The organism is Pseudonocardia abyssalis (assembly GCF_019263705.2).
GTDB classification, from domain to species: Bacteria; Actinomycetota; Actinomycetes; order Mycobacteriales; family Pseudonocardiaceae; genus Pseudonocardia; species Pseudonocardia abyssalis.
Map to the genome: position 1 here is coordinate 207,644 of NZ_JADQDK010000001.1, position 18,654 is coordinate 226,297.

Genomic DNA, 18,654 nt, shown 5'->3' on the forward strand with positions numbered 1-18,654 from the left:
GGGGCCCTGCGTGCGGTGCGTGCGGGGATCAGCCCGCGGCGATCTCGTCCAGGAACTCCTGCGGGATGCTCTCGGCCATCAACCGGTACCCGGCGTCGTTCGGGTGCAGGTTGTCCAGCGAGTCGTACTGCAGGGCGATCCAGTCCGGGACCAGCGGGTCGCGGATCGCGGCGTCGAAGTCCACGACGCCGTCGAAGATCTCCCGGCCCTCGGTCCGCAGCCACTCGTTGGCCGCGTTGCGCTCGGCCACCTGCGACGGGGTGGAGTAGACGCCGTACGGGGTCGGCCGCAGCAGGTTGCCGGCCGGGGTGAGGGTGCCGATGTAGATCGGGACGCCCGCGGCGTGCACCCGCTCGGCGATCTCGCGGTAGGCCGTGATGAGGTCGTCCGCGGTGGCCGGGGGGCCCTGCAGCAGCGCCGTGCCCAGGTCGTTGATGCCCTGCAGGAAGATCACGCCGCCCAGGTTCGGCTGCGCGAGGATCTGCTCGTCGATGCGCGCGAGGGCCGACGGGCCGATCCCGTCGCCGGTGACGCGGCCGCCGCTGATCGCCTGGCTGGTCACCGACAGGTGCGCGGTGTCGGGGTCGGCCTTGAGCCGGCGGGCCAGTACGTCGGGGTAGCGGCTGTCGGTGTTGCCGGTGGACAGGAACCCGTCGGTGATCGAGTCGCCGAAGGCCACGAGGGTCCGGTCACCGGGCTCGCCCTCGACCTGCACGCCCGTCGCGTAGTACGAGGCCGTCGTGAACGTCGAGGTGTAGTTGTTCAACACGATGCCGCGCTCGGCGAAGTCGCCGTCGCCCTCGTCGGCCGTCGCGTCGCCGGAGGCGGTGAAGAACGTCTGCATGTGGCTGCCGTGCACGGTGGCCGCGCCGTTCCCGGCGGGCACGAACATGCTGAGCACGAGGTGGTCGAACGCCTCGGTGGCGAGGTCGACCGGGTCGCTGAGCACCGTGGCGCCCTGCGGGATCGTGACGGCCGGTTCGCCGTCGAAGGTCACCTCACGCTGCGTGCCGGGCTCGACGGCCGCACCGGAGTCCCCGTCGCGGACGCCGACCGTGACCGCGGGGAACGTGGCGTCGCGGTCCCCGAACTCGTTGGAGAGCTGCACGCGCACCGCGCTGCCGCCGTGGTGGAGGTAGAGGACCTGGCGGACCGTCTCGTCGGAGAAGGTGGTGGGCGGCGGGACGATGTCCTGCAGCGCACCGGCCTGCTGGGTCCCGCTGAGCACCTCGACCCCGAAGGACCCGAGGGTCGTGGGTCCCTGCGGAGCGGCCGACCAGGCCGACACCCAGTTCCCGTCGCCCTTCGGCTCGGCGGACGCCTCGCGACCGACGGCCGGGACGGTGACCGAGGCGATCGTCAGCGCGACCGCGGCCCCTCCGACGATCGCGAGGCGTGCGCGGCGCCCCATCCCCGCGAGACGGTGCTTCCCGTTCGACACTGGCCGTCCTCCTCGACGGTCGTGCGGCCGTCGGGGGCGTCCGACGGTCACGACTCGATGGATCAACGCGGCCGTTCGATGTAACGATGTGCGCCTTTCGGGTGAACCTCAGCGGCGCCGGGTCGTGGCGCAGGCGATGCAGGACTCCGCGGCGGGCAGGGCGTCGAGGCGTTCGGGGGCGATCGTGCCGCCACAGCGCAGGCACCGGCCGTAGGTGCCCGCGTCCAGGCGGGCGGCGGCGCGGTCGAGGGCCTCGATCTCGTTGTGGGCGCCCGCGAGCAGCCCCTGCAGCTGGGCGCGCTCGAACCCGATCGTCACGCCCTCGGGGTCGTGCTCGTCGTCGTGGGTGGTGTGGGCCTGCTGCTCGGCCAGCCCCTCGACCTGCCGGGCCAGGGCCGCGGCCCGCTCGACGGTCGTCGCGCGCTCGGCGACGAGCCGGTCCCTCATGTGGGCAGCAGGCGCCCGAGGAGGTCGAGCACCCGGTCGTGCAGGTCGGTGGCGGCCGTCGGGGACCCGGCGAAGTGCTGTAGCAGGGCCTGCTGGAACAGGCCGTCGAACAGCGCGTACGTCATCGCCGACGGGGTGGGGACCGGCGCGCCGCGCAGCTCGCCGTAGCGGCTCACGATCCGCCAGATCATGCGCTCCAGGGTGGCGTCGATGTCGAGGACGTCGGGACGGAAGGACTCCTCGAACAGCGCCTGGGAGCGCAGGTCGTACCAGAGCCGGTGCATCCGGGCGTCCTCGAGGAGTGTGGCGACGAGGCCGTCGGCGAAGCCCGCGGCGAGCGCGGCGGGGGTGTCGGCGGTCGCGACGATCTGGTCGTAGCGCAGCACGCAGGCCGCCTTGTACTGCCGCACGCAGTAGGTGATCAGGTCGACCTTGTCGCGGAAGTAGTAGTGCAGGACGCCGTGGCTGAACGCGGAGTTCTGGGCGATCTCGCGCAGACTCGTGCGGGCGTAGCCGAGCTCGGACAGCGTGACGAGCGCCGCGTCCGCGAGCTCGCGGCGGCGCTCCTCGAACTTGTCGACCTGGCGTCCCGGGACGCGCTCTGCGGTGCGCATGACGGCATGACTCTACCTCCCTGGACGGTCGTCCAGAGAAGTCTTGACACTCGTCCAAAGCCGGTCCTACGCTGTGGTCCGCATCACCGGCGATGACGAGAGGACCACGGATGACCACGTTCGATCTGACGGGGAGGCGCGCGCTGGTCACCGGCGGCGCCCGCGGGCTGGGTGCCGGCATGGCGCAGGCTCTCACGGCGGCCGGGGCCCGCGTGATGATCGCGGACGTGCTCAAGGATGTCGGGGAGCAGACCGCGGCGGGGCTCGAGGGCGGCGGCTTCGTCCAGCTCGACGTCACCAGCGACACCGACTGGGAGGCCGCGGTCGCGCACACCGTCGCGGAGCTCGGCGGGCTCGACATCGTCGTCAACAACGCGGGCATCGAGGTCACGCAGCTGATCGTCGACACCGAGCCGGACGACATCCGGAAGATGCTCGAGGTCAACGTCCTCGGCACGATGCTCGGCCTCAAGCACGGCCTGCGCGCGATGCGCCCGGGCGGCGCGGCGGGCAACGGCGGCTCGATCATCAACATCTCCTCGGTCGCGGCCACCATCGCGTTCCCCGCGATCGCCGGCTACTCGGCCACCAAGTCCGCGGTCGACCGGCTCACCCGCGTCGCGGCGATGGAGTCGGGAAAGCTCGGCTACGGCGTGCGCGTCAACTGCATCTACCCCGGCCTCGTCGCCACCGACATGGGCGTCAAGCTCGCGGTGGAGACCAGCGGGCTCGGGTTGTTCGAGAGCCCCGACGCGGCCGTCGGCGCGGTCGTCGAGCTGACGCCGTCGGGTCGCCTCGGCGAGGTCTCCGACATGGCCGACGCCGTGGTCTTCCTGGCCTCCGACGCCTCGCGGTTCGTCAACGGGGCCGGCCTGCCCGTCGACGGCGGTATGGGGATGTGAGCCTCACCGGCTACCTCGACAAGGGGGCGTCGCTGGGCCGGGACGCCCCCTGTCTGGTCATGGGGCCCACGTCGCTGACCTACGGCGACGTGGTCGACCACAGTCACGCCGTCGCCCGGGCGCTCGCGCGATCGGGCGTGGCGGCGGGGGACAAGGTCGGGATCCTGTCCGGCAACGACCCGGTCGCGTTCGCCACGGTGTTCGGGATCGCCCGCCGCGGCGCGGTGTGGTGCCCGATCAACCCGCGCAACGGGGCGGGGGAGAACGCCGAGCTGCTCGACCTGTTCGACTGCGTCGCACTGTTCCACTCCCGCGCCTACGCGCCGATGGTGGCGGAGATGGACCTGCCGCAGGTCACCACGGTGGTCTGCCTCGACGAGCTCGACGACTGGCTCGCCGACGGCACGGACTTCTCCGCCGACTCCGCCGACTCCGCCGACTCCGCCGACGACACCGTGATGATCGTCGGCACCGGCGGCACGACCGGACGGCCCAAGGGCGTGCAGCTCACCGACCGCAACATCGAGACGATGACGGCGCTCGCGCTCATGGGCTACCCCTTCGAGGGGCGGCCGGTCTACCTCGCGATGGCCCCGCTGACGCACGCGGCCGGGGTGCTCTGCTTCCCGGTCCTCTCGCTCGGCGGGCGGATCGTCGTCATGCCCGCGCCCGACGTCGGCGGGTTCCTCGCGCTCGTCGAGCAGCACGGTGTCACGCACACGTTCCTGCCGCCGACGGTGATCTACATGCTGCTCGCGCACGAGGACCTGGCCACGACGGACCTGGGCTCGCTGCAGTGCTTCTGGTACGGGGCGGCGCCGATGTCCCCGGCTCGCCTCGAGCAGGCGCTCACCGACATCGGGCCGGTGATGGCGCAGCTGTTCGGGCAGTCCGAGGCGCCGATGTTCGTGTCGATGATGGCGCCGCGCGACCACTTCCTGGCCGACGGATCCGTGGCCACGCACCGGCTCGCGTCGGCGGGGCGGCCGGGCCCGCTCGTCACCGTCGCGATCATGGACGGGGCCGGCAACCTCCTCGACCAGGGCGAGCGCGGCGAGATCGTGGTCCGCAGCTCGCTGGTGATGGCCGGGTACTACCGCAACGCGGAGGCGACGGCCGAGGCGTCGGAGCACGGCTGGCACCACACCGGCGACATCGGCTACCTCGATGACGACGGCTTCCTGTTCGTCGTCGACCGCGCCAAGGACATGATCATCACCGGTGGCTTCAACGTGTACTCGGCGGAGGTCGAGCAGGCGCTGATGGCGCACGAGGCCGTGCGCGACTGCGGGGTCGTCGGACTGCCGGACGAGAAGTGGGGTGAGCGGGTCGTCGCGGTCGTCCAGCTGCAGCCCGGCGCGCAGGCGGAGGAGGCCGAGCTCATCGCGTTCGTCAAGGCGCGGATCGGGAGCGTCAAGGCGCCCAAGCAGGTGGAGGTCTGGCCCGACCTGCCCCGCTCGACCGTCGGCAAAGTGCTCAAGACGGACATCAAGGCACACCTGGGGAAGGCGACCGCCGGTCCGTGACCGACCGGCGGGTCGCCGCCGTGACGATCTCCGTGCACCCTGGTCCGACCCGGACCCGAGGTGGTGCGCGTGGCATCGACGATCCAGCAGGCCTTCCGGCGCAAGCCGGTCGCCGACATGGTCGCCGAGACCGGTTCGAACGGCCACGGCGGCGGGCGGCTCGCCCGCTCGATCGGCCTGGGTTCCGGCTGGCGACGATCGGCACCGGCATCTTCTTCGTACTGACGGAGGCGGTGCCGGTGGCCGGGCCCGCCGTCGTCCGGTCGTTCGTGGTGGCCGGGTCGTCGTAGACGTATGCGTACGCCACGCTCGGCGAGCTCGCCCCGCGCGGGTTCCCGGTGCCCGCCCATGGGCGGGTCGTCGAGGTGACGGCGGCGTCCGGGGCGAGGCTGCCGGAGCGGGTGTTCCTCGGGTCCGCGGTCGTCGCAGATCGTGCGGCACCCGCCCGTCCCGGTCGTCGTGGTGCCGCGGGGGCGGGCAGTCGGGCCGAACGGGCCCGGCGGGGGTAGGCGCGGCGGTACCCCCCGCATGGCCGCCGATCCGATGGTCGACCTCCTGCGGCGCTTCACCGCCGGGGAGATCACCGCCGCGTCACCGATCGGGCCGAGGCACGCCAGCGTCGTGGACGCCATCGCCCGAGGAGCTGACGCTGCAGCTGGCTCGGCGGCCGGCGGTCCGGGTCCAGAACCGGGTCCGGTTGCTGCCACGTTCCGAGCCGCAGCCGGACGTCCTGGTGGCTCGGCGGGCGCGTGACCGCTACGCGGCGGCCCATCCCTCCGCCGAGGGCACGCTCCTCGTGACCGAGATGGCCGGGTCCTCGCTGCACACCGACCGCGCGATCGAGCGCCCGATCTACGCGCGTCAGGACATCGTCGAGGTGTGGACCGCCGACCTCGCGGCGGAAGTCGTGCACGAGCACACCGACCCGGCCGACGGGGACTGCCGCTCCGTCCGCACCGCGGGCCGGGGTGCGGAGCTCCCGGTCGCGGCGCCCGCCGTCGACGACGTGCTCGGCTAGAGCTCGTCGCGGATCTGCCGGGCCAGCACGACGGCGGAGTCGAGGTCGCCGCCGCTGCCGCTGCGCACCACCTGGGTGAGGCAGTCGCGGGTGTCGGCCACGAACTGGACGCTGCCGCTGTTCGCACCGAACTCGCGCATGCCGTCCGGCAGCGGCACCTCCGGGCCGAGCGCCGGCTCCCACGGGGGCAGCTCACCGTCGACGGCGGTCCCGGTCATGCCGCAGTCGATGGAGACCGAGTAGTAGTTCTCCTCGTTCGTCCAGACGCAGCCGCCGCCGTTGCTGTTGGGCGCGCTCGACGCGACGCCGCCGTCGTTCGCACCGATCAGCTCCTCGACCTGGTCGGCCGGAAGGAGGGCGCAGGCGTCGAGCGGGGTGGTGTCGCCGCGCGCCTGCTGGGTGGAGGCGGCGGGGCCGGCCGAGCCGGACGGGGCGTCGATGGGGCGCTGACAGGCGGTGCCGAGCAGCGCGAGGAGGGCGGCGGTGCCGACCGCGGCGGCGATCCGGGCGGAGCGGGGGGAAGTGGTCATCGTGGTCTCCAGGTGATCGGGGAGGGCTCACCTGGAGGAGTCGTTTCGGGCGGTGGAAGTTACACCCGGGCGGTGCGCAGATCGGCCGCGGGGAACGGCGGGCGCTCGTCGAGCTTGAGGCTCAGCTTCCCGGCGGCGCGCCAGGCGCGGGCGGTGACGTCGCGGTCGGCGTCGGTGACGAGGTTGCCCATCACGCGCAGCGCCACCGTCATCAGCGCGCGCGACCGCATCCCGACCGGGCCGGCGAGGGGGAGCAGCTTCGGCAGCGTCAGCAGCCCGGCGAGGCGCCGGGCGATGGAGAACGCCTGGCCGTAGTGGGTGCGCAGGGTGGCGGGCCAGGCGACGGAGAGGTCACGGTCCTGGGCGATCAGCTCGGCGACGAGGCGGCCGGTCTCCAGGCCGTAGTCGATGCCCTCGCCGTTGAGCGGGTTGACGCAGCCCGCGGCGTCGCCGATCAGGGCCCAGTTGCGCCCGGCCACGTTCGACACCGCGCCGCCCATCGGGAGCAGCGCCGACATCGGGGCGCGCACCGGGCCGTCGAGCAGCCAGTCCTCGCGGCGGGCGTCGGTGTAGTGCTCGATGAGGCTGCGCAGGCGGATCTGGGCCGGGCGCTTCGCGGTGGCGAGCGTGCCGACGCCGATGTTGACCTCACCGTCCGAGAGCGGGAAGACCCAGCCGTACCCGGCGAGCACCTCGTCCTGCTCACCGCGCAGCTCCAGGTGCGAGGAGATCCACGGGTCGTCACTGCGGCCGGACTTCACGTAGCCGCGGGCGGCGACGCCGTAGGCGGTGTCCTTGTGCCACTCGCGGCCCAGCACGCGACCGAGCGTGGAGCGGGCGCCGTCGGCGACGACCAGCCGCTCGCAGCCGATCGTCGTGCCGTCTTCGAAGACGACGCCGGTGACGCGGTCGCCGTCGCGCACGACGTCGACGGCCTTCGCGCCCTCGACGGGCACGGCCCCGTCCTTGAGCGCGACGTCGCGGATGCGGGCGTCGAGCTCGAGGCGGGGGACGGCGCCGCCGTGGTCGGGCAGCGACCCGCCGGGCCACGGCAGCTCGAGCACCTGACCGAAGCCGGTGGCGCGCAGGCCGCGGTTGGTGCCGTGGGCGCGGACCCAGTCGCCGAGCCCGAGCTTCTCCAGCTCGGCGATGGCGCGGGGGGTGAGACCGTCGCCGCAGGCCTTGTCGCGGGGGAAGGTGGCGGCGTCGGCGAGGACGACGTCGCGCCCGTGCCGGGCGGCCCATGCCGCGGCCGCCGACCCGGCCGGCCCGGCGCCCACCACCAGCACGTCGGTGGAGGTGGGGGCGGTGGCGTCAGACACGGACATGGCTCCCAGTATCCCGGCCGATCCGCCCCCCGGCCCGCCAGCGGTCCGCGACCCCCGTCACCCCGCCCCGCGAGTCGCCGGATTCACGCCCGCGAGTCGCCGGATTCGCGCCCGCGACTGCACCGCGATCCGCAACCGGGCCCCAGCGGCCGCCTCCACGTATCGCAGTGGGGTGGCTCCACTCCAACCAGATCGGAGTGGAGCCACCCCACTGCAACCGGCCCGGGGGAGACCCGGCCCGGGGGGCGCGTGCGGTCCGGGCTCGGGATCAGCGACTCGCGGGCGGAGATGTAGCGACTCGCGGGCGGAGATGTAGCGACTCGCGGGTGGGCGTGTGCGGGTCAGGCGGCCAGGGTGTCCGGGGTCTCGGATCCGGTCGGGGTGAGTGCCGTCGTCGGGTCCGGGGTGGTGTCCTTCTCCGGCGGCAGGGCCAGGCGGTTGATCGTGCGCAGGACCTGGGCGTACTGCTTCCGCAGCGGTCCGGAGGTGTACTCCAGTCCGTACTCCGCGCAGATCGCGCGGATCTCCGGGGCGATCTCGGCGTAGCGGTTGCTGGGCAGGTCCGGGAACAGGTGGTGCTCGATCTGGAAGCTGAGGTTGCCCGTCATCAGGTGGAACAGCGGGCCGCCCTCGAGGTTGGCCGAGCCCAGCATCTGGCGCAGGTACCACTGGCCGCGGGTCTCGTCGTCGAGCTGCTCCTCGGAGAACTGCACCGCACCGTCGGGGAAGTGTCCGCAGAAGATGACGGCGTGCGACCAGAGGTTGCGCACCAGGTTCGCCGTGACGTTCCCGGCCAGCACCGGCAGGAAGAACGGTCCGGCGAGGGCGGGGAAGACGATGTAGTCCTTCGTGAACTGCCGGCGCACCTTGCGGCCGATCGCCTTGAGCTGCGGCCACACGGACGCCCATGTCTTCTCGCCCGAGGCGATCCTCTCCGCCTCCAGGTCGTGCAGCGCGACGCCCCACTGGAAGAACGTGGCGAGCAGCGCGTTCCACAACGGGTTGAACAGGTAGTAGGGGCTCCACTCCTGCTCGTCGGACATGCGGAGGATCCCGTAGCCCACGTCGCGGTCCTTGCCGACGATGTTGGTGTACGTGTGGTGCTCGTAGTTGTGGGTGTACTTCCACGCCTCGGCGGGGCTGGTGTTGTCCCAGTCCCAGGTGCTGGAGTGGATCTTCGGATCCCGCATCCAGTCCCACTGGCCGTGCATGATGTTGTGGCCCAGCTCCATGTTCTCCAGGATCTTCGACGCGGAGAGCATCGCGGTGCCGGCGACCCAGGCGGGCGGCAGGATCCCGGCGAACAGCAGCGCCCGGCCACCGACCTCCAGGTAGCGCTGCTTGCGGATGATCGAGTGGATGTAGTCGGCGTCGCGCTGGCCGCGGTCGGCGACGACGCGGTCGCGGATCGCGTCCAGGCGCCTGCCGAGCTCCTCCACCTGGGCCTCGGTCATCCCGGCGGCGACCGGGGACGGCCGCGATGCGACCGTGCGGACGGGCGGGGCGGGGGTGCCGGTGGGGATGTCGAGCGTGCTGGTCATCGGGTCTCCTCAGCGGGTCGGAGGTCGAGGCGCGCGGTGCCGGTCGCCCCGGTGATGCAGGTCTGGACCATGTCGCCGGGCTCGCCGCGGATCTCGCCGGTGCGCAGGTCGCGTACCTGGCCGTCGCGCAGCGGGAGGATGCAGCTGAAGCAGATGCCCATCCGGCAGCCGCTGGGCAGGAGCACCCCCGCGTCCTCGCCGGCCTCCAGCAGGCTGGCGCCGCCGTCGACCTCGACCTCGCGGTCGCCGAAGGTCACGGTGCCGCCCTCGCCGCCCGTCGAGCGGGTGGGCGGGGTGAACCGCTCCAGGTGCAGGCGCGGTCGGGCATCTCCCCAGTGCTGCTCGGCGGCGTCGAGCAGGCCGGCCGGCCCGCAGGCGTAGGCCTCGCGGTCGCGCCAGTCGGGGCACAGGGTGTCGAGGTCGGCGAGGTCGAGACGGCCGTCGGCGCTGGTGTGCCGGACGGTCGTGCCGGGCCGCGCGCGCAGTTCGTCGGCGAAGATGACGTCGTCGGCGGTCGGCGCACTGTGCAGGACGACGACGTCAGGGTGCGCACCGAGAGTGCGCAGCATGCTCATGACGGGAGTGATGCCGCTGCCGGCCGTGAGCATCAGCAACTTCGACGGCACGGGGGAGGGGAGGACGAAGTCGCCGCTCGCCTGCTCCAGCCGCACGATCGAGCCGACCGGGGTGGCGTCGACGAGGTGCCGGGAGACGAGCCCGTCGGGCAGCGCCTGGACGGTGATCGTGATGTCCCCGTCGCCCTCGGGCCCGGACAGCGAGTACGTGCGCCAGTGCCGCACCCCCGCGATGTCGACGCCGATCCGTACGTACTGACCGGCGCGGTGACCGGTCCAGGCCCGGCCGGGACGGATGACGAGGGTGGTGGCGCGGTCGGTCTCCCGCCGGATGCCGACGACCCGGCCGCGCAGCTCGGTGGTGGACCACAGGGGGTCGACCAGCGACAGGTAGTCCTCGGGGAGCAGAGGAGTGGTGAGTGCGACCAGCGCCTTGAACATGACATCAGTTCAGCACAGAGCGATGTCACATAGCAACAGCAGTCGACTGATAAGGTGTGTCACATGCTTGAGGAAGACGGCGATGTCGAATTGCGGACGATCGACGAGCTGGCCCGCGTCAGCGGTGTCACCGTCCGCAACATCCGCGCCTACCAGGCACGCGGCCTGCTGCCCCCGCCCGAGGTGCGCGCCCGCACCGGCTACTACGGGCCGGGGCACGAGGCCCGGCTCGACCTGATCAAGGAGCTGCAGGGCGAGGGCGTCAAGCTCGACGTCATCAAGAAGCTCCTCGACACCACCGGCGGGTCGACGGAGCAGGTCGTGCGCTTCATCCGCACGGTCCGCAGCCTCTTCGCGGTGGAGGACCGGCAGATCGTCTCGCTCGTCGAACTGGTGGAGCGGTTCAACGAGACGGACCCGAACCTGGTCAAGCGGGCGCAGAAGATGGGTCTGCTCACGGAGATCAGCGAGGCCCAGTACGAGGAGACCAGTCCCCGGCTGATGTCCGCGGCGCAGGCGATGACCGAGATGGGCATCCCGATGACCCGATCGCTCGACGTCGTCGAGCAGCTCCGCCAGCACGCCGACGGCATCGCGAAGATCTACGTCGACCTGTTCCTCGGCGAGGTCTGGCAGCCCTTCGACAACGACGGTCGCCCCGACGACCAGTGGCCCCGCCTCTACGAGGTCATCGGCAACCTGCGCAAGGTCTCCGGCGACGCGATGCTCGCGGTGCTGGAGCTGGCCGTGGCCGAGCGCCTCGACGTGACGTTCGGGCGCGACATCGTGCGCAACGTCCGGACGAGCAGCAGGCCGCCCGCGGCGGAGTGACGCCGCACGGCAGGCGGCCGCAGCGCCCGCCGCCGGACGGACCATTCCCGCTGCTCACGGCGCTTTTCGCCGGGCGCCGCGCACGCGTCGGACCTACCCTCGGGTTCGCGCACCCGCTCGGGGTGCCCCTCGGGGGATGCGCACCGGCGGCCGCCGCGTGGATGTCCCCTCCGCCCCGGCGGCCGCCGGTCCACCCTGCCTTCGCACGTGGGGTCGCGAACGGTTCAGACCAGGAACCGGTACGCCGCGGTGCCCGGCGCCACCAGCTGGATCTTCAGCGGGCTCGCCTCCATCCGCTTCCACAGCGGCTCGTACCCCTCACGCGACGCCAGCTCGATGCCGCACAGCGCCGCACCGGTCTCGCGGTTGTCGCGCTTGACGTACTCGAACAGCACGATGTCGTCGTCGGGGCCCAGGACCTCGTCGAGGAAGCGGCGCAGCGCGCCGGGCTCCTGCGGGAACTCGACGAGGAAGTAGTGCTTGAGCCCGCGGTGCACCAGCGAGCGCTCCACGACCTCGGCGTAGCGGCTCACGTCGTTGTTGCCACCGGAGAGCAGGCTGACGACCGTCGCGCCCGCCGGCAGGTCGAGCCCGTCGAGCGCGGCGCAGGCCAGCGCCCCCGCGGGCTCGGCGATGATGCCGTCGACCTGGTAGAGGTCGAGCATCTCGGTGCACACGCGCCCCTCGTCGACGGTGACGAGCTCGGCGCCACTGTCGCGCACCAGCGGGAAGCTGACGTCGCCGACGCGCCGCACCGCCGCGCCGTCGACGAAGGTGTCCAGCTCGACGAGCGCCTCCGGTGCGCCGGAGGTCAGCGCCACGGTCATGCTCGCGGCGCCCGAGGGCTCCACCCCGATCACCCGCACGCCGGGGTGCTGCGACGCGAGCCAGGTGCCGACGCCGGCGAGCAGCCCGCCCCCGCCCACCGGTACCACGACGACGTCGGGGGCCTGCGCGAGCTGGTCGAGGATCTCCATCGCGACCGTGCCCTGCCCGGCGATCGTGCGCAGGTCGTCGAAGGCGGGGACGACGGTGGCGCCCGTGCGGGCCGCGTGCTCGGCCGCGGCGGCCGCGGCCTCGTCGTAGGTGTCGCCGTCGACGATCAGCTCGACCGCCCCGCCGCCGAGTGCCGCGATCCGCTCGCGCTTCTGGCGCGGTGTCGTACGCGGGACGTGGACGCGGCCGCGGATGCCCAGGCGCGCGCACGCGTACGCCACACCCTGGCCGTGGTTGCCCGCGCTGGCGCAGACGGCGCCTGCCCCGCGCTCGCCGGCACCGAGCCCGGCGAGCAGGTTGTAGGCGCCGCGCACCTTGTAGGAGCGCCCGACCTGCAGATCCTCGCGCTTGAGCCACACGTGGGCGCCGGTGGCGTCGGAGAGCCGGGCGCTGCGCTGCAGCGGGGTGGTGCGGGCGACGCCGGCGAGCCGTTGCGCGGCCTCGGCGACGGATCCGGCGAAGGCGTCGGGGGTCACGGGACGATCCTCCCCGCCGCGGCCGGGGCGCCGGGCACAGGGTCACCCGACCAGGTCATCTCACCGCCGATTAACGCCGCTGTCACCATCCGTAGGCAGAATGGACATCATGATGACCAACGGTGACGAGCACGGCGGGTACGTCGCCGGCCGCTACCGGGACGGCTCGCTCAGCGACGGCTGGACCGACATCGCGCGCTGCGCACCCGGCACCTTCGTGCGGTACGTGGCCCGCTGCGCGTGCGGCTGGAGCGGCCGGGCGCGCCCGGCGACGGTGACCGGGGCCATGGCGGCCCGCCAGGAGTGGTTCCTCGGGCACGTCATGTCCCTCCCGCTCGACGCCCGTGCCGCCGTCTGACCTGCGTCGATAGCGCGGCAGGATCGAGCGATCGGTGATCGGCCGTTGCCGGGCCGCACGGGCCGGACCGACGCTCGTCCCGTGCACCTCACCGTCCTCGGCGCCCAGGCGGGCGTCCCCCGGCACGGCCGGCCCAGCTCCGGCTACCTCGTCTCCGACGCCGGCACGACGGTGCTGCTCGACTGCGGCCCCGGCGTCGCCACCGCGCTGTCCGGGCTCGGCGTGCGACTCGACGCGGTCGTCGTCAGCCACCTGCACCTCGATCACGTCCACGACCTGATCGTCCTGGCGAAGCAGCTGGTCACCGAGCGGGCGCCGGTGCCGCTGCTGCTCGTGCCCGACGGCGCGCGCGAGCTGTTCGAGACCTGGCAGTCGCTGTTCCCGGTACCGACGTTCCCGCTGCTCGACCGCCCGTTCCGGCGGGCGTTCGACATCCGCGGGCACGAGCCGGTGCGGGTCGGGGGCCTCGCGCTGTCGACGCACCCGGTGGCGCACGCCGTCGCCGCCGTCGGCGTCCGGGTCGAGGGGCCGGATGCGACGCTGGCCTACACCGGTGACACCGGCGTCTGCGACGGCCTGCTCCTGCTCGCCCGCGACGCCGACCTGCTGCTCGCCGAGGCCACCCTCGACGCGCCCGACACCGGCTCGCACGGCCACCTCTGCGCCGCCGACGCCGCCCGCGCGGCATCCGCGGCCGGGGTGCGTGCCCTCGCCCTGACCCACCTGCCCGACGGCTCCCACTCCACCGTCACCGCCCGCCGCGCCGCCGCGGCGGCGCACTTCACCGGCCCGGTCCACATCGTCCGGCCCGGCCAGACCCTCCCGTGCTGAGGAGCACCCCGTGAAGAGATCCCTGCCGGCCGCGGTCGCCGCGGCCGCACTCGTCCTGACCGCGTGCGGCGGGCCGTCCGCCGACGGGCCCGTCGAGATCGGGTTCCTGTCCTACAACTACGGCACACCGGACCTGGGCGGCGCCGGGATGGCGCAGCTCGTCGACACCTTCGAGGCCGAGCACCCCGGCATCCGGATCGTGCCGCGCGGCGTGCCCACCGCCGAGGTGCTGACGACGCTGCGCGCGGAGACCGCCGCGGGCTCGCCGCCCGCCGTCGCGCAGATCGGCTGGAGCAAGATGGCCGAGGCCTACGCGTCGCTGCCGGTCACCGCAGTGCAGGAGATCGCCCCGCCGGACCAGTGGGCCGAGCACACCGCGGGGATGGCGCAGAACGTGCTCGCCGCCGTCGCCGACGACGGGGTGGTGCGGGCGATGCCGTTCGGGATGTCGGTACCCGCGCTGTTCTACAACGCCGACCTGTTCCGCGCGGCCGGTCTCGACCCGGACCGCCCGCCCACCACGATCGCCGAGGTGCAGGCCGCGGCGCTCGCGATCCGGGCGACCGGCAACGAGGGCGTCTACGTCGCGATCGCCGACGCCGGCAAGTCCGACTACCTGACGCAGTCGGTCGTCAACTCCGCCGGAGGGGCGCTCGTCGACGGTGACGCGGTGACCGTCGACTCGCCCGAGGCGGTCGCGGGGCTCACCGCCGTCGCCGCGCTCACCGCGACCGGTGCGCAGCCGGCGATCGCGGCCGCCGACGCCGTCGCGCAGTTCGGTGGCGGGCGGCTCGGGATGCTCGTCGTCAGCACCGCGGTGCTGGGCGGGCTGGAGCGGTCCGCGGAGGGTGTGTTCGAGCTGCGTGCCACCGGCTTCCCCCGCTTCGGCGACGGCCCCGCGCGCCCGACCTACTCCGGCGCCGGGCTGGCCGTCCTCACCGACGACCCGCGGGAGCAGGCCGCGGCGTGGGAGTTCATCCGGTTCCTCACCAGCGACCGCGGGTTCACCACGCTGGCGGAGACGATCGGGTACCTCCCGCTGCGCCCCGCCGTCGCCGGGGCCGCCGACCCGCGGCTCGCTGCGTCGTTGGCGCAGCTCGAGGAGGTGACGCCCTACACCGCGTTCCCCGGCGAGAACGCCAACCAGGCGGTCGTGGCGCTGCAGGACGAGGCCGTCGAGCCGATCGTGCTGCGCGGCGCCGACCCGTCGACGACGCTGCGCGCGGTCGCCGAGCGCATCCGCGCGCTGACGGCGTCGTGACGGGCGCGCGTCCCTACCTCGCGCCGCTGGTCCTCGCGCTGGCGGTGTGGGTCTACGGGCCGCTGGTCTGGACCGGTGCGTTGAGCCTCCTGGACTGGGACCTCACCTCGCCCGACCCCGAGTTCGTCGGCTGGGGCAACTTCGCGGCACTGGCCGCCGACCCGCGGTTCGCCGACGCGGTCGCCCGCACCGGCCTCTACGTCCTGGGGATGCTGCCGTTCGCGACCGTCGTGCCGCTGGGCCTGGCGATCCTGCTGTGGCGACGCCCGGGACGGGCGAGCCACGTCTACCGGGCGCTGCTGTTCGCGCCGGTGGTCCTCGCGCCGGTGGCGACGGCGATCTCCTGGCGGTTCGTCCTGCACCCGCTGCAGGGGGTGGCCAACACCGTCCTCGGCGCGCTGGGCCTGCCCACGCCGAACTGGCTCGGGGACCCGGCGACGGCGCTGCCGGTGATCGTCGCGATCACGGCGGGCAAGATCGTCGCGCTCAACCTGCTGCTGTTCGGGGCCGCGCTGGCCGGGCTCGACCGGCGCCTGGTCGACGCGGCACGGGTGGAGGGGGCCACCGAGGCCGAGATCACCCGGCACGTCGTGCTGCCGCAGCTCACGCGGACGACGGCGGGGCTCGCGCTGCTCTGCGTCGTCGTCGCCGGGCAGTGGGTCTTCACGAACGTCGCCCTGCTCACCGACGGCGGCCCGGACGGCAGCACCGACAACGTCTACCACTGGCTCTACACGACCGGGTTCACGTTCTTCGACGCCGGCCGGGCGTCCGCCGCGGCCGTGGTCGTCCTCGCCGCGCTCGCGCTGCTGTTCGGCGCGGGCGCGCTCCTGCGCCGGAGGGCTTCGTGAGGCGGGCGACGTGGCATCTCGTGCTCGGCGGGGCCGCGGCCCTGACCCTGTTCCCCGTGGCCTGGGCGTTCCTGACGTCGTTGCGCCCGGCCAACCGGATCTTCGAGGTGGGCCCGACCGCCGTCACGCTGGACAACTACACCGAGGCGCTCACCGCGTTCCCGATCGGCGGGCTGCTCTGGAACACGTTCCTCACCGCGGCCGCGGTGACGGCCGGGCAGCTCGCGGTGGCGGTCCTCGCGGCGTACGGGCTGGTGCGGTTCCGGGTGCGCTCGGCCCGCTGGATCGTGCTCGCGGTGACGGTGTCGCTGCTGGTGCCGCCGCAGGCGCTGCTCGTGCCGCAGTTCCTGCTCGCCGCGGAGCTGGGCTGGCGGGACACCCTCGCCGGGCTGGTCGTGCCGCAGCTCGCGCAGTGCGGGCTCGCGGTGCTGCTGCTGCGCGAGCACGTCCGGGCCGTGCCGGCGAGCCTGCTGCACGCCGCCGACCTGGAGGGCTCGCGGGCGGGCGAGACGCTGCGGTTCGTCGTGCTTCCGATGCTGGCGCCCGCGCTCGGCGCCGTCGGGATCCTGGTGTTCATCACGACCTGGAACGAGTTCCTGTGGCCCGCTCTGGTCGCGCCGAGCCCGGAGCACACGACCATCCAGGCGGGGCTCGCGCTGTTCGGCAACCAGGAGGGCCCCAACTTCGGCCCGCTGCTGGCCGCCGCGGTGCTCGCCTGCCTGCCGGTGCTCGCGGCGTACCTGGTGGCGTCGCGCCGGATCACCGACGCGTTCCTGGGGGCGGGGGTCCGATGAGCGTGCGGTTGACCGGGGTCCGGCGGACGCACGGGCCGGTCGTGGCGCTCGACGTCGACGACCTGGAGATCCCCGCCGGTTCGCTGACGGTCGTCGTGGGGCCGTCGGGGTGCGGGAAGTCGACGCTGCTGTCGCTGGTGGCGGGGCTGGCCGCGCCCGACACCGGCCGGATCCACCTCGGCGGCGCCGACGTCACCGACCGCCCGCCGGGGGAGCGCGACGTCGCGATGGTGTTCCAGGACTTCGCGCTGTTCCCGCACATGACCGTCGAGCAGAACGTGTCGTTCGGGCTGCGGCTGGCCCGACGGCACGGGCACGGGCCCGACCGGGCGGAGATCGCGCGACGTGTCGGGCAGGCGTGTGAGCGGCTCGGCCTCGCGGGGTTGGAGAGCCGCCGACCGGGCGAGCTGTCCGGCGGTGAGCGCCAGCGCGTGGCCCTGGCCAGGGCGATCGTGCGGCGTCGGGCGGTCCTGCTGCTCGACGAGCCGCTCTCCAGCCTCGACGCCCAGCTCCGCACGCGGGCCCGCGCCGAGCTGGTGCGGCTGCACCGCGAGCTGGGCGCGACGGTCGTCCTCGTCACCCACGACCAGGCCGAGGCGCTGTCGGTGGCCACGCACCTCGTCGTCATGCGCGGGGGGCGGGTGGTGCAGGCGGGTCCGCCGCGCGAGGTCTACGGGCGTCCGGCGGAGCTGTTCGTCGGGGAGTTCCTGGGCGGTCTGAACCTGCACGACCGCGACGGGCTCCGGCTCGCCTGGCGTCCGGCGGAGGGGCGGCTGGTCGCGACCGGATCGGTGTGTGTGGACGGTGACGAGGGGTTCGACGGGACGGTCGACGTCGTCGAGTTCACCGGCGACGGACGGATCGTGCACTGCACCGGACCGGACGGCCGGTGGGCCGTCGCCGGTCCGGGCCCCGACCCGGTGGTGGGCGAACGCGTCCGGGTGCACGTGCCGGCCGCGGCACTGCACCGGTTCGACGCGACGACCGGCGCCCGTTCACGTCCGCGCCACCGGGACGTCGGATCGCCGTCGTAGCGTCCGGCGGGTGGAGTTCCGATACCTCGAGTCGTTCCTCGTACTGGCCGACGAGCTGCACTTCGGCCGGGCCGCGGCCCGGCTGCACCTCGCCCAGCCGTCGCTGACGCAGCACCTGCAGCGGCTGGAGCGCCGGGTCGGGGTGCGGCTGGTCGAGCGCAGCTCGCACCGCGTGCGGCTGACCGACGCGGGCGCGGCGTTCCGCGACCAGGCCCGGCGGGTGCTGGAGCAGGCCGAGACGGCGGTGCGGACGGCCCGGGAGGTGGCGTCGGGGCAGGCGGGTGAGGTCGCGGTCGGGTTCAACCACCCGGCGGGGGTGCGGATCCTGCCCGGGGTGTTGGCGCGGCTGGCCGTCGCGCACCCCCGGGTCACCGCGCGGCTGTCCGAGCGGCGCAGTGCGGAGCAGTTCACGGCCGTCGCGGCGGGGAAGCTCGACGTCGCGCTCGCGTTCGGCCCGCCCACCGACCCGGTGCTGTGCTCCCGGGTGCTCGACGACGTGCCCGTGGTGGCGGTCGTCGCGCCCGGCCACGTGCTCGCCGGGCGGCCCGCCGTGGCCGTGGCCGAGCTGTCCGGGCACGACTGCGCGCTGTTCGCCCGCGCGGTGAGCCCGGCCCTGCACGACGCCGTCACCGGGGCGGCGGCACGGGCGGGCGTGGTGCTGCCGGTGGCGGTGGAGGTCGACGACACCGGGGCCACCGGGATCGTGCTGGCCGGGCGTCCGCTGGTCGGGTTCGCGTCCCGGGACCGGGCGGTGGAGGTCGCGGCCCGCGGGCTGTGTGCGGTGCCGCTGGTGGAGCCCGAGCCGGTCGTCGCGCTGCACGCGGCCTGGCGCCGCGACGCCGGGCCGTCGGCGTTCCTC

At 73.7% G+C, this 18,654-nt stretch carries 18 protein-coding genes and 2 pseudogenes; 12 read left to right on the plus strand and 8 right to left on the minus strand.

The window, feature by feature from the left end:
• Positions 1-28: 28 nt before the first annotated feature.
• The 3 genes from I4I81_RS01050 to I4I81_RS01060 all read right to left on the minus strand — a co-directional run bounded on the left by I4I81_RS01050 (position 29) and on the right by I4I81_RS01060 (position 2,502).
• Complete coding sequence (locus I4I81_RS01050; protein ID WP_218604728.1) at positions 29-1,441, minus strand: SGNH/GDSL hydrolase family protein; 1,413 nt, start codon at positions 1,439-1,441, stop codon at positions 29-31.
• A gap of 108 nt (positions 1,442-1,549) precedes the next feature.
• Positions 1,550-1,888, minus strand: coding sequence for a TraR/DksA family transcriptional regulator (locus tag I4I81_RS01055; protein ID WP_218604729.1), 339 nt, complete (start codon positions 1,886-1,888; stop codon positions 1,550-1,552).
• Positions 1,885-2,502, minus strand: a complete 618-nt coding sequence (locus tag I4I81_RS01060) for a TetR/AcrR family transcriptional regulator (RefSeq protein ID WP_218604730.1) — start codon at positions 2,500-2,502, stop codon at positions 1,885-1,887. Before I4I81_RS01060 ends, I4I81_RS01055 begins: the two co-directional genes overlap by 4 nt.
• A gap of 110 nt (positions 2,503-2,612) precedes the next feature.
• Here I4I81_RS01060 and I4I81_RS01065 point away from each other — a divergent pair, with 110 nt between their 5' ends.
• From I4I81_RS01065 to I4I81_RS01080, 4 genes and pseudogenes are all read left to right on the plus strand, one after another.
• Entirely contained in the window at positions 2,613-3,404 is a 792-nt protein-coding gene (locus I4I81_RS01065) for an SDR family NAD(P)-dependent oxidoreductase (RefSeq protein ID WP_218604731.1), read from the plus strand.
• Complete coding sequence (locus tag I4I81_RS01070) at positions 3,401-4,930, plus strand: AMP-binding protein (protein WP_218604732.1); 1,530 nt, start codon at positions 3,401-3,403, stop codon at positions 4,928-4,930. Before I4I81_RS01065 ends, I4I81_RS01070 begins: the two co-directional genes overlap by 4 nt.
• A gap of 117 nt (positions 4,931-5,047) precedes the next feature.
• Positions 5,048-5,211, plus strand: a pseudogene (locus tag I4I81_RS01075) (amino acid permease); the annotation flags it as partial.
• A 374-nt stretch (positions 5,212-5,585) separates the two neighbouring features.
• A complete protein-coding gene (locus I4I81_RS01080; protein WP_225924812.1) occupies positions 5,586-5,948 on the plus strand; it encodes a Uma2 family endonuclease in 363 nt (120 codons plus the stop codon).
• Here I4I81_RS01080 and I4I81_RS01085 read toward each other — a convergent pair.
• From I4I81_RS01085 to I4I81_RS01100, 4 genes are all read right to left on the minus strand, one after another.
• Positions 5,945-6,478, minus strand: a complete 534-nt coding sequence (locus I4I81_RS01085; RefSeq protein WP_218615726.1) for a DUF3558 family protein — start codon at positions 6,476-6,478, stop codon at positions 5,945-5,947. The genes I4I81_RS01080 and I4I81_RS01085 overlap by 4 nt on opposite strands.
• Before the next feature lie 59 nt (positions 6,479-6,537).
• On the minus strand, positions 6,538-7,806 hold the full coding sequence (locus tag I4I81_RS01090; RefSeq protein ID WP_218615727.1) for a geranylgeranyl reductase family protein: 1,269 nt from the start codon (positions 7,804-7,806) through the stop codon (positions 6,538-6,540).
• A gap of 341 nt (positions 7,807-8,147) precedes the next feature.
• Complete coding sequence (locus I4I81_RS01095) at positions 8,148-9,260, minus strand: fatty acid desaturase family protein (protein WP_218616510.1); 1,113 nt, start codon at positions 9,258-9,260, stop codon at positions 8,148-8,150.
• 83 nt (positions 9,261-9,343) lie between these two features.
• Positions 9,344-10,363 (minus strand): ferredoxin reductase, encoded by a 1,020-nt coding sequence (locus I4I81_RS01100; RefSeq protein ID WP_218615728.1) that lies wholly within the window; start codon positions 10,361-10,363, stop codon positions 9,344-9,346.
• 63 nt (positions 10,364-10,426) lie between these two features.
• Here I4I81_RS01100 and I4I81_RS01105 point away from each other — a divergent pair, with 63 nt between their 5' ends.
• The gene (locus I4I81_RS01105) at positions 10,427-11,194 is read left to right on the plus strand and encodes a MerR family transcriptional regulator (protein WP_218604029.1); all 768 of its coding nucleotides are present in this window, start codon (positions 10,427-10,429) and stop codon (positions 11,192-11,194) included.
• 224 nt (positions 11,195-11,418) lie between these two features.
• On the opposite strand, the gene ilvA is transcribed toward I4I81_RS01105, so the two are convergent.
• Complete coding sequence (ilvA, locus tag I4I81_RS01110) at positions 11,419-12,666, minus strand: threonine ammonia-lyase IlvA (protein WP_218604030.1); 1,248 nt, start codon at positions 12,664-12,666, stop codon at positions 11,419-11,421.
• 109 nt (positions 12,667-12,775) lie between these two features.
• On the opposite strand from ilvA, the gene I4I81_RS01115 reads away from it, so the two are divergent.
• The 7 genes and pseudogenes from I4I81_RS01115 to I4I81_RS01145 all read left to right on the plus strand — a co-directional run.
• Complete coding sequence (locus tag I4I81_RS01115; RefSeq protein ID WP_218604031.1) at positions 12,776-13,024, plus strand: hypothetical protein; 249 nt, start codon at positions 12,776-12,778, stop codon at positions 13,022-13,024.
• Between the two features lie 81 nt (positions 13,025-13,105).
• Entirely contained in the window at positions 13,106-13,855 is a 750-nt protein-coding gene (locus I4I81_RS01120) for an MBL fold metallo-hydrolase (protein ID WP_218604032.1), read from the plus strand.
• 10 nt (positions 13,856-13,865) lie between these two features.
• Positions 13,866-15,116: an ABC transporter substrate-binding protein gene (locus tag I4I81_RS01125; RefSeq protein ID WP_226363672.1), complete on the plus strand. Its 1,251-nt coding sequence runs from the start codon at positions 13,866-13,868 to the stop codon at positions 15,114-15,116.
• Positions 15,113-15,967, plus strand: a complete 855-nt coding sequence (locus I4I81_RS01130) for a carbohydrate ABC transporter permease (RefSeq protein ID WP_218604033.1) — start codon at positions 15,113-15,115, stop codon at positions 15,965-15,967. Before I4I81_RS01125 ends, I4I81_RS01130 begins: the two co-directional genes overlap by 4 nt.
• On the plus strand, positions 15,964-16,761 hold the full coding sequence (locus tag I4I81_RS01135) for a carbohydrate ABC transporter permease (protein ID WP_218604034.1): 798 nt from the start codon (positions 15,964-15,966) through the stop codon (positions 16,759-16,761). The genes I4I81_RS01130 and I4I81_RS01135 overlap by 4 nt, the downstream gene beginning before the upstream one ends.
• On the plus strand, positions 16,758-17,795 hold the full coding sequence (locus I4I81_RS01140; RefSeq protein WP_218604035.1) for an ABC transporter ATP-binding protein: 1,038 nt from the start codon (positions 16,758-16,760) through the stop codon (positions 17,793-17,795). Before I4I81_RS01135 ends, I4I81_RS01140 begins: the two co-directional genes overlap by 4 nt.
• Before the next feature lie 10 nt (positions 17,796-17,805).
• Positions 17,806-18,612 (plus strand): annotated as a pseudogene (locus tag I4I81_RS01145) (LysR family transcriptional regulator); the annotation flags it as partial.
• Between the last annotated feature and the right edge of the window lie 42 nt (positions 18,613-18,654).